This is a genomic window from Streptomyces sp. BRA346 (genome assembly GCF_052851135.1).
Map to the genome: position 1 here is coordinate 17,407 of NZ_JAIWIH010000037.1, position 14,169 is coordinate 31,575.

The 14,169-nt window shown below is 70.4% G+C and carries 9 protein-coding genes and 2 pseudogenes; 6 read left to right on the forward strand and 5 right to left on the reverse strand.

Annotated features, from left to right (window positions below; all coding sequences use genetic code 11):
* Positions 1 to 143 precede the first annotated feature (143 nt).
* The 3 genes from LCH29_RS34265 to LCH29_RS34275 are packed head-to-tail and all read left to right on the forward strand — an operon-like array spanning position 144 to position 3,792.
* On the forward strand, positions 144 to 1,502 hold the full coding sequence (locus LCH29_RS34265) for a flavin-containing monooxygenase (RefSeq protein WP_446465600.1): 1,359 nt from the start codon (positions 144 to 146) through the stop codon (positions 1,500 to 1,502).
* The gene (locus LCH29_RS34270) at positions 1,499 to 2,374 is read left to right on the forward strand and encodes an SDR family NAD(P)-dependent oxidoreductase (protein WP_446465589.1); all 876 of its coding nucleotides are present in this window, start codon (positions 1,499 to 1,501) and stop codon (positions 2,372 to 2,374) included. Before LCH29_RS34265 ends, LCH29_RS34270 begins: the two co-directional genes overlap by 4 nt.
* Positions 2,371 to 3,792, forward strand: a complete 1,422-nt coding sequence (locus LCH29_RS34275) for an aldehyde dehydrogenase family protein (protein WP_446465590.1) — start codon at positions 2,371 to 2,373, stop codon at positions 3,790 to 3,792. Before LCH29_RS34270 ends, LCH29_RS34275 begins: the two co-directional genes overlap by 4 nt.
* A 6-nt stretch (positions 3,793 to 3,798) precedes the next feature.
* Here LCH29_RS34275 and LCH29_RS34280 read toward each other — a convergent pair whose 3' ends face one another.
* Positions 3,799 to 4,866 (reverse strand): AraC family transcriptional regulator, encoded by a 1,068-nt coding sequence (locus LCH29_RS34280; protein ID WP_446465591.1) that lies wholly within the window; start codon positions 4,864 to 4,866, stop codon positions 3,799 to 3,801.
* Between the two features lie 381 nt (positions 4,867 to 5,247).
* On the opposite strand from LCH29_RS34280, the pseudogene LCH29_RS34285 reads away from it, so the two are divergent.
* Positions 5,248 to 5,545: pseudogene (locus LCH29_RS34285) on the forward strand (TetR/AcrR family transcriptional regulator); the annotation flags it as partial.
* Between the two features lie 291 nt (positions 5,546 to 5,836).
* On the opposite strand, the gene LCH29_RS34290 reads toward LCH29_RS34285, so the two are convergent.
* Both LCH29_RS34290 and LCH29_RS34295 read right to left on the reverse strand, forming a co-directional pair.
* The gene (locus LCH29_RS34290) at positions 5,837 to 7,033 is read right to left on the reverse strand and encodes an MFS transporter (RefSeq protein ID WP_446465592.1); all 1,197 of its coding nucleotides are present in this window, start codon (positions 7,031 to 7,033) and stop codon (positions 5,837 to 5,839) included.
* 170 nt (positions 7,034 to 7,203) lie between these two features.
* Positions 7,204 to 10,413: a bifunctional cytochrome P450/NADPH--P450 reductase gene (locus LCH29_RS34295; RefSeq protein ID WP_446465593.1), complete on the reverse strand. Its 3,210-nt coding sequence runs from the start codon at positions 10,411 to 10,413 to the stop codon at positions 7,204 to 7,206.
* An 81-nt stretch (positions 10,414 to 10,494) separates the two neighbouring features.
* Here LCH29_RS34295 and LCH29_RS34300 point away from each other — a divergent pair.
* Both LCH29_RS34300 and LCH29_RS34305 read left to right on the forward strand, forming a co-directional pair.
* A pseudogene (locus LCH29_RS34300) lies at positions 10,495 to 10,744 on the forward strand (integrase core domain-containing protein); the annotation flags it as partial.
* A gap of 286 nt (positions 10,745 to 11,030) precedes the next feature.
* Positions 11,031 to 11,534, forward strand: coding sequence for a hypothetical protein (locus LCH29_RS34305; RefSeq protein ID WP_446465594.1), 504 nt, complete (start codon positions 11,031 to 11,033; stop codon positions 11,532 to 11,534).
* A gap of 118 nt (positions 11,535 to 11,652) precedes the next feature.
* Here LCH29_RS34305 and LCH29_RS34310 read toward each other — a convergent pair whose 3' ends face one another.
* Entirely contained in the window at positions 11,653 to 12,888 is a 1,236-nt protein-coding gene (locus LCH29_RS34310; protein ID WP_446465595.1) for a cytochrome P450, read from the reverse strand.
* 45 nt (positions 12,889 to 12,933) lie between these two features.
* Positions 12,934 to 14,157 (reverse strand): cytochrome P450, encoded by a 1,224-nt coding sequence (locus LCH29_RS34315; RefSeq protein ID WP_446465596.1) that lies wholly within the window; start codon positions 14,155 to 14,157, stop codon positions 12,934 to 12,936.
* Positions 14,158 to 14,169 lie beyond the last annotated feature (12 nt).

Consider the following 14,169-nt stretch of genomic DNA (forward strand, 5'->3'; position numbering starts at 1 on the left):
CAAGTCGATCCGCTGGACCGGGACGGCCGCCCGTTGGCCGCTGGGGTCCCCTCCGTGGCCGCACGGGTCAGTTCCCGCCGAGCGCCTGGTGCATAGGTTTCCGGCAACACCTGCGAGACGTCAGGTAAAGGAAAGGAGGCGGGCTGGTGAGCGAGAACCGGTACGACGCATACGACACCTGTGTCATCGGAGCAGGCCCCGCCGGTCTGGCCGTCGCGAGGGCGCTGACGGAGCGGGACCTGCCGTACACGCACATCGAGCGGCACACCGGGCCGGGCGGGCTGTGGGACATCGACAATCCCGGCAGCCCGATGTACGAGTCTGCACACTTCATCTCCAGCAAGACCCTCTCCGGCTTCGGCGGCTACCCCATGCCGGACCACTTCGCGGACTATCCGCCGCACCGGCAGATCCTGTCCTACCTGACGTCGTTCGCCGAGGCGTACGGGCTGAGGGAGCGGATCGAGTTCGGCACCGAGGTCCGCGACGTCGAGAAGAACGCGGACGGCACCTGGACGGTGGCCCGGGCCGACGGGCGGGAGAGCGTGCATCAGCAGGTCGTGGTGTGCACTGGCTCGCAGTGGAACCCCAACGTCCCGGATCTGCCGGGTGAGTTCACCGGCGAGGTGCGCCACACCGTCAGCTACCGAAGCAGTGACGAACTGCGCGGCAAGCGGGTGCTCGTGGTCGGTGCCGGGAACTCCGGTCTCGACATTGCCTGCGACGCGGCCCGTGCCGCCGACCGCGCGGTGATCAGCATGCGGCGCGGCTACTGGTTCATCCCCAAGCACCTGTTCGGACGCCCGGTGGATACCATCGCGGCGGGCGGACCGCACCTGCCGATGTGGCTCCAGCAGAAGCTCTTCGGCACCCTGCTGCGCATCATCAACGGTGACCCGCGCAGGCTCGGCCTCCAGAAGCCCGACCACAAGCTGTTCGAGACCCACCCCGCGATCAACTCGATGCTGCTGCACCACCTCCAGCACGGCGACATCACGGCGAGGCCCGGCATCTCCCGTACCGAGGGCAGGACGGTCCACTTCACCGACGGCAGCAACGACGACTTCGACCTGGTCCTCCTGGCAACCGGATACCTGCACAAGGTGCCCGCTGCCCAGAAGTACTTCGGCGACGAACAGCACCCCGACCTCTACCTGTCGTCGTTCTCCCGCGAACACGAGGGCCTGTTCGGCGTAGGTTTCGTGGAGACGAACTCCGGGGCCTACAAACTCTTCGACAGCCAAGCCCAGTTGATCGCCTCCTTCGTCCAGGACACCCGGGGCGGGCTCCCGACGGCCGAGCGGTTCGCCCGCATGATCCGCAGCGACCGGCCCGACCTGACCGGCGGGCTGAGGTTCGTCGACTCGCCGCGCCACACCGGATACGTCCACAGCGAGGCCATCGTGAAGTACCTCGCCAAGGTCGCCGCCGAAATGGGCTGGCGTGCGGAGGGCCGTCCGCCGCGGGTGACGTCCGTGCGGCGCGAGGCGGTGGCGTCGTGACGTACGACTTCCGCGACAAGGTCATCGTGGTGACCGGCGGCGCGGGCGGCATCGGCGGCGCGATGTGCCGCAGGTTCGCCGGCGGCGGTGCCCGGCTCGTCGTGGTCGACATCGACGAGGTGCGCGCCGAGCGCACCGCCTCCGAACTCCCCGGAACCGGTCATATCCACCTGAGCTGCGACCTGCTGGACCGCGCCGCAGTGGAACGGGTGCTGGATTCCATCGCCGCGGCCCACGGCCGTATCGACGTCCTGGTCAACAACGTCGGAATGACCAGCGCCGAACGCTTCGACGTCCGCAGCGTCGAGAGCATCGAGCGGGAGATCGACCTCAACCTGCTCTCCCCGCTGGTCGCCACCCGCCTCGCCATTCCACTGCTGCGAGCCTCCGGAGATCCGCGCGTGATCACCGCGGTGTCCCTCGGCGGGATCTTCCCGCTGGGCGAGACCCCCATCTACACCGCGTCGAAGTTCGGGCTGCGCGGTGCCATGCTCGCCATCGGGCTGGATCTCAGGGGCAAGGGGATCAAGGCCGGTTCGGTGCTGCCGTCGGCGACCGACACCCGGATGCTCCAACAGGAGGCCGTGGACGGCGGGAACTCCATGCAGTTCCAGGACCAGCCGCAGCAGCCAGCCGACGTCGTCCGCGCCGTCGTCAGCCTGCTGGACAGGCCCCGGCTGGAGGCGTATGTCCGGCCGGGCGAGTCGCGACTGGTCCGGTTCGCGATGCTGGCGCCGAACCTGCTGCCCAGGCTCTTCCCACTGTTCCGGAAGCGTGGTGAGCGGGGCATGGCCCGCTATCTGGAGGACCTGCGGCGCAGGGGACTGGCCCATCAGGTCGGCGGCCAGTGGGAACTGGTGGAGGAATCATGACGGGGACGGACCCGAAGGACGAGCTCGACATCGTCAACCCCGCGTCAGGCGAGCTGATCACGACGGTCACCGCCGTCGGCGCGCACGAGGTCGCAAAGGCGGCCGAGCGGGCACACGTCGTCTTCGAGAGCGGCGTCTGGTCCGGGCGGCCCCCGCGCGAGCGCGCGACGGTACTGCTCCGCCTCGCTGACCTCATGGAGCGCGACGCCGAACTCCTGGCCCGGCTGGACAGCGAGGACGCGGGCAAGCCGATCACCGAGTGCCGTACCGGCGACGTACCCGGGGCGATCGAGTCGATCCGCTGGTTCGCGGAGGCGGCCGACAAGGTCTTCGGGCGCCTCGCCTCCACCGGACACGACAGCCTGGGGCTGATCAGCCGCGAACCCGTCGGCGTTGCCGCGGCGATCCTGCCCTGGAACTACCCCCTGGCCATGGCCGCCTGGAAGGTCGGCCCGGCGCTCGCCGTGGGCAACAGCCTGCTGCTCAAGCCGGCCGAGGCGACCCCGCGCTCCACCCTTCACCTCGCCGGCCTGGCGGCGGAGGCGGGCCTCCCGGACAACGTGCTGACGGTGCTGCCCGGCCACGGTTCCGTCACCGGAGCGGCCCTCGCCCGCGACGCCTTGGTACGCGCGCTGTCGTTCACCGGATCAGCCACCACCGGACGCGGCATCCTCGCCGATGCGGCGGAGACCAACTTCAAGCGGGTCTCCCTGGAGATGGGGGGCAAGAGTCCCCAGGTGCTGATGCCGGACGCGCTCTCGTACGGCGACGAACTGATCGAGAACATGATCGAGGCCGCGTTCCTGACCATGGGCCAGAACTGCACGGCCGGCTCGCGGATCCTGGTCCACCAGGACATCGCCGACGAGGTCCTCGCCCGGTTCACGGCGGCGGCGGAGGCGCTGGTCATCGGGGACCCGGCCAAGCCGGAGACGCAGATCGGCCCGCTGATCAGCCGCGTGGCCAGGGACCGGGTCGCGGCGGCGGTGGAGGAGGCCCGAGCCGCCGGTGCCGGGATCCACACGGGCGGGCTGCCCAGGGGCCTGCATCCGCAGGGCGCCTACTGCCCGCCGACCGTCGTCACCGGAGCCCCCGAGAACAGCAAGGTCCTGACGCAGGAGCTGTTCGGCCCGGTCGTCACCATCCAGACCTTCACCTCCGAGGACGAGGCCGTGGGGCTGGCGAACGCCTCCGAGTACGGTCTCGCCGCCTCCGTCTGGACCCGTGACCTCGACGCGGCCTTCCACCTGGCCCGCCGCATCCAGGCGGGCGTGGTCTCGGTCAACGCCTACAGCGAGGGCGACATCACCACCCCCTTCGGCGGCTGGAAGCAGTCCGGCTTCGGCGGCGCGGAGAAGTCGACGAACGCCTTCGAGCAGTGGACCAGGGAGAAGACAGTCTGGATCCGCACACGCTGACGGCGTTCAACTGCCGACGCGCCCCTCCCGCACACGCAGCTGGCGGGGCGCCACGCCGTGCCAGCGACGCACCGCCCGACGGAGCGCCCGTACGTCGGAGAAACCCGCCTGCCGGGCGATGTCACGCATCGTCGCCTCGCTTCGGTACAGCAGCTGTTCGACCCGCTCGCGCCTCACTCCGTCGACGACGGCCTCGTACGTCGTACCGCACTCGGCCAGACGACGGCGCAGCGTGCGCTCGCTGGAGGCGTGACGGCGGGCCTGCTCGACGACCGAGGGCACGTCGGGCAAGCTCTGCGCGATCGAGATCTCCAGCACCTCCAGGAGGTCCTGCTGGTCGCGGCGCGACGCCATCGCCTGCTCCAGCACCTCAACAGTGGCGGCGTACGTGACGGGATCCCGGCCCGGCATCGGGCGCCGGGCCCACACCATCGGGAACACCATGCGGTTCTCGTCCGCGGCGAACCTCACCGCGCAGCGGAACAGCTCGGTGAACGGATGTATGTCGGGCGGCGCGGGGAAGGCGAACTCAACGCTCTGCGGGACGAATTCGACGCCGGCACTCAGGCGTGTCAGCGTGACGACGCTGGCGAACGCCTCCTCGGCGAGGAAGACCGCGACCGTCGGATCGAGCGCGGGGTCGGGCAAGTCGGCGCGCAGCACATAGCCGGTCTCCTCCTCGTCGGCCGACCAGACCACCATGGCCCCGGACAGGTTCTGGAAGCGCACGCCTGTCTCGACAGCGTCCCGCAGGGTCTCGGCGGCCAACTGCGCGAAGCCGAGCAACCCCCAAGCGGTCAGGTGCTGGGCCGCACCCACCCGCAGGCCCAGGTGCGCGTCACCCGTGAGCTCCACAGCACGGCGGATGACGGCGCTGCCCTGCCGGTAGGAGACGCGCAGCCCGGCGGAGCGCATCACCGTCTCGTCCAGTCCGACGCGGGTCAGCTCCGCGTGGAGGTCGACGCCGTACCCATCCGCGACGAGCGCGAGGTAGCGGAGGATGTTCGGCGGGATGGTGGCCGAGGTACTGCGACTGGTGCCCGGAGTGTTGTCCGGAAAGGGGCGGCGGGGCATGGGCATTCCTTGTCACCAGGGCATTGCTCGTCGCACCAACAGTAGACGGGGTCCGCCGTCGGACAGCGAATCCCGAGACGACGCGGCAGAGTGTGTGGGAGGCCGCGGCCCCGTTCGGTTTCGCGCCGTAAGCCGCCGCGAGGACACTGCGGGACGGGCAAGCCCTGCTCTGCCACGAATCCGCCAGCTCCGGCCAGGCATCGTGGGCACTCGCTGTGCGCTGCCCAGGCACCGGGCCGAGCCGGACGAAATCGCCACGCTCGCCCGGCCCCTGTGCCGCCCACGTAGCCGCATACGCCGCCGCATTGTCCCGCTCAGCGGGGGCGCCGGCGGCTCCGTCGCGGACCACCATCTCCATCGACTTGATCGAACGACTTAAACAGCACGCGCGCCATCGCTGCCGAGCCGGGCGTCGCACAGGCCACCGTGCACTACACGTTCGGCACGAAGGAAGAGCTCTACCGCGCCGTCATGGAGCGGCTCACCGAGGACCTGGTCGCCCAGGTCGAGCGGGCGACACCCGAGGACTCCGGTTTCGAGGCGACGGTCGCGGCTCTTGCCGCCGCCTTGTGGCGCACCGTGGGCGAGCAGCCCACCAGCCACCAACTGCTCAACGAGCTGTCCATGTTCGCTCTGCCCCCACCTGAGCGAGGCCCTGCGCGGCCACTACGGCGGGATCGCACCGCCGTCCAAGCGCTGGTCTCCGCCGTCGTGGCCCTGGCGGGTGGCCGACTGGACCTCGTGACCGTACCTACGGCCTGACCAGGCTGGCGGGCCACCCACCCGCACCGGGACACCAGCGCGGGGATCCGGGATCGGAGGCGAGTTCAGCGTCGCAGGGCCCCCGAAGGGCCGGGTGGTGACCAGCGCCCGCCGACGGCCGCGGCATCCGGCCAGGCGTCGTTGGCGGGCGGCGAGGCAGGTGTCCTTGGTGCGCAGGCGACGAGCGCTGCCTGACCGAGCACGCCTCTCAACCCGCGTCAGCCGGCGACGGAGCCGAGTGCCCCTCGGCGGAGGCGCCTTCACCTGCCACCGTCATACTGAGCAGAGGCAGAGAGGCGAGGAAAGTGCCGAGGGCCAGAAAGATGCTGAGTACGCCGGCTCCCGCTGCGTCCAGGATGGCGCCGACGGCCAGTGGCCCGACGCCGGTGCCCAGCGCGCCCGCGCCACTGAGGGACGCGACCAGGCGTCCTGTCGGGTCGATGAGCGCGGCGGCAGCCAGCATCTGTACCAGGACGGCCAGTTGGCAGGCCTGCCAGACCACGGCTGCGGCGATGAAGAACACGGCTTCGTGGGTGGAGATCAGGACGGCCATCGCGAGGGCCTGTGCTGTGACGAACGCAGCCATCGACCGCATGCGCCCGAAGCGGCGTGCGGCTGCGGGGCCGACGACCGCGCCGACGAGTGCCACGACGCTCGAGACCGCGAGGACCGCCGACACGACCGAGTCCGACATGGCGGTGTGCTGACGTCCCAGCACCGACGCGTACGACCATGCCCCCTGGGTGACTGCCCACAAGAGCGCGGTTCCGGCCAGCAGGATCACCGAAGGGCGGGCCGCGACGCCTTTGCCCTCCACGCCGTCGGAGGCGCCATCGGAGGCTGGAGGGCCGTCCGGAAGCCGGCGCACGAGAGGCCAGGCAGCCATGCAGCACAACGCCATGAGTACGAACCCGGTGCCCTCCCCCACATGGTGGTTGGCTGCCGGCACCGCCATGATCAGCAGCGCCGTCACCGCGACCGTCCCCGAGATGGTGACCGCGGACGCCTTGTCCGCGTCGTCGGTGGCGGCGAGCGCCGCCGTGGCCGCGGCGTAGACCGCACCGAGTCCTGCTCCCAGGACCAGGTTCGCCAGGATCAGGGTGGCCGCGTCGGGCGCTGCCGCCGCGGCCAGGAAGCCGACTCCCGCGGAGGCGAGGCCGAGGCGGGTCAGCCGCACACGGCCCGGCCGCGCGGCGCGCTTGGCCAGCAGCAGGGTCACGACGGCGGTCGCCAGCAGCTGGGTCGCGGCGACGAGTCCGGCGCCGGAGTTCGACATGGCGAAGCGCGAGGCGAAGTCGTCGACGAAGACGGGCATCACATTCGCGCCGCCGTTGCCGAGCGTCACGCCTGCGATGAGCGCCACCGCGACACCGAAGGTGAGAACGGTGCCGCCGCGCGCGTTCACCGGACGCTCCGGTGCGACGAGGAGGGGAAGAGCGCGGATCCTCGGCGGACCGCCGAGCGTGCGACAAGCATGGGAACCTCACGTGTGGGGAGAGCGGGTGGCGTTCGGAGCGGGGGGACAGGGCACGGGCGCTGCGGACGCCCGTGCCCCGTGGCGGGGATCCGGTGTGTTCAGCCGGCCCAGACGTCCTCGACGTAGGTGCCGGACTCGATCAGGGCGGCGAGCCAGGCGGTGGCCTCCTCGTCGTCCGCGCCCGTGTACTTGCGGTAGACGGCCATGAACGCCTCGCGCACGGCGGGAGCCATGCGGCGGCCGTCGCCGCAGATGTAGACGCGTCCGCCGCCCTCCAGTGCGGCCCAGACCTCGTCGCTCTCCTTTGCGATGCGGTCCTGGACGAAGCGCGCGCCGTCCTCGGGCGCGCAGGCGAAGGTGGGGCGCATGCTGACGGCTCCGGCCGCCTCGGCCGCCGCGAATTCCTCGCGGTGGAGGTAGTCGACGTCGGGGTGGTCGCAGCCGAAGTAGCACAGCAGCGTCCCGGTCGCTCCCGCATGCTTGCGGTCGAGGACGGCCCCGCGGAAGGGGGCCAGGCCGGTGCCCGCGCTGATCAGGATGACGGGGACGGACGGGTCCTCCGGCAGACGGAACGACTCGCTGCACGGAAGCACCCTGGCCTGGACGGTGTCCCCGGCCCGAACGGTCTGGATGTAGTGCGAGGCGATGCCCTGGAAGGTCCCTTCGCCCCCGCGGTGGGGTGCTGCCAGCAGCGAGATCATCAGGTCCACCTCGCCCGGAGCCGCCTGCGCGGAGGAGGAGATCGAGTAGTGACGCGGGCGCAGCACGGGGAGCAGTTCGAGGAAGCGCTCGAACGGCAACTCGCAGGCGTGGTAGCGCTCCAGCAGGTCCAGGACGCTCCGCCCGGCGACCGTCACCTGCTCACGGAAGGCCTCTGCATCCGCCGCCGCCAGCTCGGCCAGGGGGCGCTTCTCCGGCGGGCAGGCCGTGTGCTCGGCGAGCACCGCGACCTGCTCCTGGGTCGCCGGGTCCTGCAGTTCGACGAAGTCGGTCAGCAGCCGGCGCAGGGTCAGCGGGCGGTCGACGGGCAGCGCGCCCCGGCTCCGGCGGCGGGCGCGCAGCCGGACGGTGCGGTCCAGGTCCAGGCCGAACCGGTCGGCGACCCGCTGGACCAGGGTGTCGGGATTGCGCGGGAGTACCGCCAGGTGGTCGCCGGTCCGGTAGGTGACGCCGTCGGGCAGCCGCAGCCGCACGAAGCGCTTGGAGCGGCCGAGCGGGTGGTCCATGTCGACCAGTTCGTACGCGTCGAGCACCTCCATCGGCTGGACGCCGTGGCGTGCCGCGAGCTCGCCGATGACCGAGTCGGTCGTGTCCTGCAGCTCGTACAGCCCCGCGTCCTGGTCGGTCTCCGTCTCCACCGCGGCCGCCTCCCCCTCGGCTCCGTACCGGTCGAGGAGGGCGGTCCACAGGTCACCGGTCCACCGGTCGACGGTGCCGCCGAAGTCCCCGGAGGCGTCGGCGGCACCGCGCTCCAGAAGGCGTACGGCGCCCGCGGCGGTGAGCTTCTCGTCGATGAGGGTGGGGACACGCTGGTAGGTGGCGGCCCAGTTGCGGTCTCCGACACCGAGTACGGCGTACTGGACGCCGTCGAGCGAGCCGGGCTCAAGTCCCTCCAGCCAGGCGACGAACTCCGTGGCGTCATCGGTCGGCCTGCCGTTGTAGGAGGCGGCCACGATCACCACGGGTCCGGCGCCGGGCGTCAGCTTTCCCACCGCTTCGTTGAGGGGCGTGACGGTCCCGGTGAATCCGCGTTCGCCGCCGTCCTCGGCCAGATCCCGGGCGATGCCCGCGCAGGTCCCCAGGTTGGAGCCGTGCAGGAGGGTCAGTGCGGTGCCGGTGACGCGCCGGGCCGCGGGCCGCTCCAGGGCCGCGGGTACGCCGCTCACGGCGGCGGGACGGCGACGCTCCGCGGCGGTCCGCCGGGCCAGGTCCAGTGTGAACTCGTCGGGCTTGAGAGTGAGCGACTGCTTGATCTTCAGTTGGTAGTTGGTGTGGTCGATCAGCCGGTAGCGGTGGATCAACAGCGCGAGGACCAGGGTCGCCTCGTGCAGCGCGAACTGGCGGCCGATGCAGGCGCGTTCGCCGTTGCCGAACGGCTTGAACAAGTGGACGGGGCGTGCGTCCTCCCGCTCGGGCAGGAACCGGTCGGGGTCGAACAGCTCGACGTTCTCGCCCCAGGCCGGGTCCCGGTGCAGCTGCGGAATGAGCACCAGCAGCGACTCGCCCTTGCGCACGGCGTACTTACCGCCGATGACCGTGTCCTCCAGCGGCTCCACCGCGTAGACGGGCGCCGTGGGCCACAGCCGCAGGCCCTCGTTGAGCACCTGGCGGATGTACGTCAGCTTCCCGATGTCCCCGTAGTCCGGTTCGGGCGCGTCCGTGTCGCCCCACAGCGCGTCGACCTCCGCCTGGGCACGGGCCAGGACCTCGGGGTGCTTGGTCAGGTAGTACAGAGCGAAGGACAGCGCCCCGCTGGTGGTCTCGTGCCCGGCGATGAGGAACGTGATCGCCTGGTGACGGATGTTCACGTCGTCAAGCGGTTCGCCCGTCACGGCGTCGCGGGTGTGCAGCATCCGCCCGAGCAGGTCGTCGGTGCTCTGGTCGCCGGAAGCCCTGCGCTGCCGGATCACGTCGTCGACCAGGTCCTGCATCAGGGTGACGTCGCCGCGGAACTGTTCGGCCTGCCGCCACTTGAAGATCTCCGTACCGGGGATGGACTCCCCCTTCTCCTGGGCGAAACCGAGCGCCCGGGACAGCGAGGTGACGAAGGGGTGCGCCTCGTCGCGGCCGAACGACTCGAAGTCGAAGCCGAAGCCGCACAGGCCGATCGTGTCGAAGGTGAGCCGTGTCATGTCGGCGGCGACGTCCACGGGCTCCGTGCCTGCCGCCCGGTCCCACTTCCCTATCAGCTCCCGGGCGACCTTGAGCATCGTCGCGTGGTACCCGCGCATCGCACCGAGCGAGAACGCCGGCATGAGGATGTCGTGCGCCTTGCGCCAGTTCGGCTCGTCGTTGAAGGCCGTGAACAGCCCGTCTCCGCCGATAGCCCGGAGGACGACGAGGTCCGGGTGGACGTTCTTGCGGAAGCGGGTCTCGTCGGCGAGCTCGGTGACGAGGTCCAGGCCGGAGACGAAGTTGATGTCGTTGCCGAAGATCCGGAGCCTGAAGACCGGCCCCAGCTCCTTGGCCTCCTTCATCACATGGAGCAGGCCGTCGGCACCGCTGGGGACGCTGAACGCGTGGCCGACCAGCGGGAGGGCCGGACGCTGAGGGATCGGCTCGATTCCACGCGGGGACGTCTTGGTCATGAGTTTGCCTTCCATGCCGCACCGGCTGTCGCTTGCAATCAACGTACCTACGACATTGTCACCTGACAATGTCAGTCGAATGTGTTGCGTGACACGGTCACTCGACGGAACCACGGAGCTGAATTGCTCGTGCTCCGGCACGAGAACTCGGTACTGCGCAGGCAACGTGCGAGTCCGGTGCGGTACCAGTGGGCGGACCGGTTGTGGTTCGCGGCAATGTCCTCGCTGACCCCGGCGTCGCTGGGCGCAGGTGTTACCTGTCACGCCAGGGACGTTGCTCCGCTGGCATCGGCGTCTCGTTACACGCAGGTGGGACTACAGCGAGTGCCGCGAGGCTGGCGCTCACCGCGGCAAGATGATCGACCGTGCTGCTGCGACTGGCTACCTCGGCGTGACGAACGGGTTCGCGATGCTGCGCCTGCTGCCAATGACCGACCGGGACAAGGACGCTGAGATCCTCGCTTGGCACCGCGGCCTCGTCGCACACCGCCATACCGCCTCCTGCCGCCGAAGACCTTGACTGCCGGGCACGGTTCATGATCCGGGACCGAGACGGGAAGTTGGGATCTGGCGCCATTCCCAGCGCACGAGACGGCGGTAGCGCGAGGATCTCGGCGTTGCTCGCGGCGGTCGATCGGCCCAGCAAGAGGCGGCAGCCCAGTAGTCGGCAGAAGATCAGGGAGAGCAGTCCTCCGAGGACGACGCCCGGCCTCCGCCGGGCGCACCATCGGGACCCGGCCCAGGCGATCGGCTTCCTGCGCCACCTCGCCGCAACCCTGGCGCTGACCCACGGCGTCGAGCTGACCATCGTCTCGAAGACCCTGCGCCACTCCACGATCTCCACCAGGGCCAACATCTACGGCCACCTCATCAAACCCGCAGCCCGCCAAGCCGTCGACGCCATCGCCCAGCGGCTCGACCACGAGGAAAACAGCCGAGTGGGCGGCCACCTTGGGTGGCCGCCCCCGGCCCGCGGCCCCGTTGAGGCCGGTTTGCAGCGTGCTCGCGTCCAGGCGCCGGGCCTCGCGCAGCGCGTCGGGATCGACCTCGATCACCGCGTGCAGGAGCGGGTCGATGCGTTCGATGCGCTCCAGGTAGTGGCGGGTGACACGCCACGCTGAACTCGTCCGACCAGGTCGGCCACCCCTGCTCGTGGCCATGACGCTCGCGGCGCTGGGCACCGCGGCCCACCACACCGCGCCACGGACTCCGTCCGCCGGCCGGCCGGGGGCCGGAGTGTCAGACGGCCGAGTGGGGCGGGGGGCTCGGGTCGAAGGTCAGGTGCAGTGATTCCAGGCCGATGTTCGCGCGGATCAGTCTGGCTCGGTGCGGGGTGCCTTCGGCGATCGCGTAGTCGGAGATGTGGCGGTGCCATTCCTCAAGGATCAGTTGCATTTCCAGGCGGGCGAGGTGGGTGCCCAGGCAGCGGTGGACACCTACGCCGAAGCTGGTGTGGGGGTTTTCCGGGCGGTGGAAGTCGGTGTCGTGGGGGTGCGGCCAGCAGCTTTCGTCGCGGTTGGCGGTGGTCAGGTGGGCGTTGACGAGGGTGCCGGCGGGGATGGGACAACCACCGATCTCGACGTCCTCGGTGGTGATGCGGGGGAGGAAGGGGGCCGGTGGGTCGAGCCGCAGCAATTCTTCCACCGCGGCCGGGACGAGGGAGAGGTCGTCCGCCAGTTCACGACGTCGAGCGGGGTCGGTGGCCAGGCGCTCCATGGTGAGGCCCAGTGCGTCGGTGACGGTTTCCAGACCGGCGAGGACGAGCATCAGGCACAGCCCTATCGCCTCCTCGTCGGAGAACCGGTCCTCGCCGTCCAGGGCCAGGATCTCGCTGAGCATGTCGTCGCCGGGGTGGGTGCGACGGGCCTGGATCAGCTCGGCGAGGTAGCCGGCCATGGCCATCGTCAGGTCCACCCTGGCGGCCCGTTCATCGTCGGTGAGGACGAGTTCACCGGCGGCGTTGGCGGTGAGCTGGAGGGCGGCGTCCTTCCAGGCGATGAGCCTGTCCCGGTCGGCGAGCGGCATGTCCAGGAGGGTCAGCAGGGCCTGCGCGGGGAAGGGGACGGCGATGTCCGCGACGAAGTCGCAGCCGCCGCGGGCCTTGACCGCCTCGATGAGGTCGACGGCCTGGGCGCGCAGCGCGTCCGTGAGCGGCCGGATCCGGCGGGGGCTGAAGAGGGGTTGCAGGATGCGCCGGTAGTGGGTCTGCTCGGGTGGGTCGAAGGCCAGCGGGATGAGGGGGTATCCGGTCTCCACGGCCTCGAAGACCTTCGCGAGGGAGAACCGGTCCGGCGCCTTGAGCACCGCCTTGACGACGGCGAAGCTGGTCAGGGCGAGGCCGTCCGCCGTGGGGGCGGGCTCGCCCAGGGCGGCCAGTGTCCGCCAGGCGTCGTCCCGTCGTTCGGCCACCGGGAGGTCCCTGACGTGCTGCACGGCGTCGTGGCCGACCGTCGTCGTGGGTGCTGATTCGTTCATCGTCACTCTCGTCGTCGAAGGGGTTCGGTCTGCCGCGGTGCTGGCTCAGACCCGTATGGGCAGGCGTGCCGCGCCGCGGAGGCTGAGCAGTCCGTTCCACTCGACCTCGCCGTCCAGGGCGAGATCGGGGAACCGGCGCACCAGCTCTCCGATCGCCACCCGGCCTTCGATACGGGCCAGGGTGGCGCCGAGGCAAAGGTGGATACCGCCGCCGAAGGACACGTGGCGGCGCGCGTTCGCCCGGTCCAGGCGCAGTTCCTCCGCGTCGGGTCCGAAGAACTCCTCGTCCCGGTTGGCCCCGGCCAGGTTGGCGAGAATGAAGGAGCCGGGAGGGATCTCGTACTCACCGACCTGGTACGGCTCCAGCGTGACCCGCCTGCTGTTGTGCACCGGGGCGTCGTAGCGCAGCATCTCCTCGACCGCGTTGGCCGCCAACTCGGGCTTGGCGCGCAGGAGTTCCAGCTGGTCGGGGTTGCGGAGCAGGGCGAGGGTGCCGCCGGAGATGAGGTTCACGGTGGTCTCGTGACCTGCGACGTAGAGCATGGTGACCTGGGCGACCAGCTCGTCGTGGGTGAGCTTGTCCCCGTCGTCCTCGGCAGCGATGAGCGCGCTGAGCAGATCGTCGGCGAGGTGGTTCCGCTTCCACGCGACGGCGTCACCGACCAGCTCGAACAGCTCCGCGTCGGCGGCCTCGACGGCCCTCATCACCACGGGATCGGTGGTCGGTTCGACCGAGCGCATCAGCGTGCCGGTCAGCTCCCGCATGTGCCGGGTGTCGGTCGGGGGCATGCCGAGCATGTCCGAGATGACCGTGAACGGCAGGGGGAAGGCCAGCGTCTCGACCAGGTCGCCGCCCCCGGCCTCGGCGAAGCTGTCCAGGGCGTCGGTGACGAGGGCGTGGATGCGGGGCTCCATGGCGTTGACCGCGCGTACCGTGAACGCCTGGGTGACCAGCTTGCGCAGCCGGGTCTGGTCCGGGGGGTCCCGGTCCAGCAGGGCGAGGCCCTTCAACCGCGGCTCGTCCGTGACGCCCGCCTTCTCGTACGCGTCGCGGAAGGGCCCCGGGGCGACATGCCGCTGTTCGACGGAGAGGCTGGAGCGCAGCAGGTCGAACACGTCCTGGTAGCGGGAGAGCATCCAGAAGCCGCCCGGGTGCTCGTGCACCGGCACTTCCCTGCGCAACTCCGCGTAGTGCGGATACGGATCGTTCATGAAGTCCGGTGTGAACGGATTGAAGATCAACGGCTCGCCTTCCGGCACCGTGCTCATGGTGTGCTCCTG

What these genes read in the sequence shown, in the direction of transcription:
- LCH29_RS34275 (WP_446465590.1), top strand. Translation starts at nt 2,371, where the DNA reads ATGACGGGGACGGACCCGAAGGACGAGCTCGACATCGTCAACCCCGCG.
- LCH29_RS34280 (WP_446465591.1), bottom strand. Translation starts at nt 4,866, where the DNA reads ATGCCCCGCCGCCCCTTTCCGGACAACACTCCGGGCACCAGTCGCAGT.
- LCH29_RS34295 (WP_446465593.1), bottom strand. Translation starts at nt 10,413, where the DNA reads ATGACCAAGACGTCCCCGCGTGGAATCGAGCCGATCCCTCAGCGTCCG.
- LCH29_RS34310 (WP_446465595.1), bottom strand. Translation starts at nt 12,888, where the DNA reads ATGAACGAATCAGCACCCACGACGACGGTCGGCCACGACGCCGTGCAG.
- LCH29_RS34315 (WP_446465596.1), bottom strand. Translation starts at nt 14,157, where the DNA reads ATGAGCACGGTGCCGGAAGGCGAGCCGTTGATCTTCAATCCGTTCACA.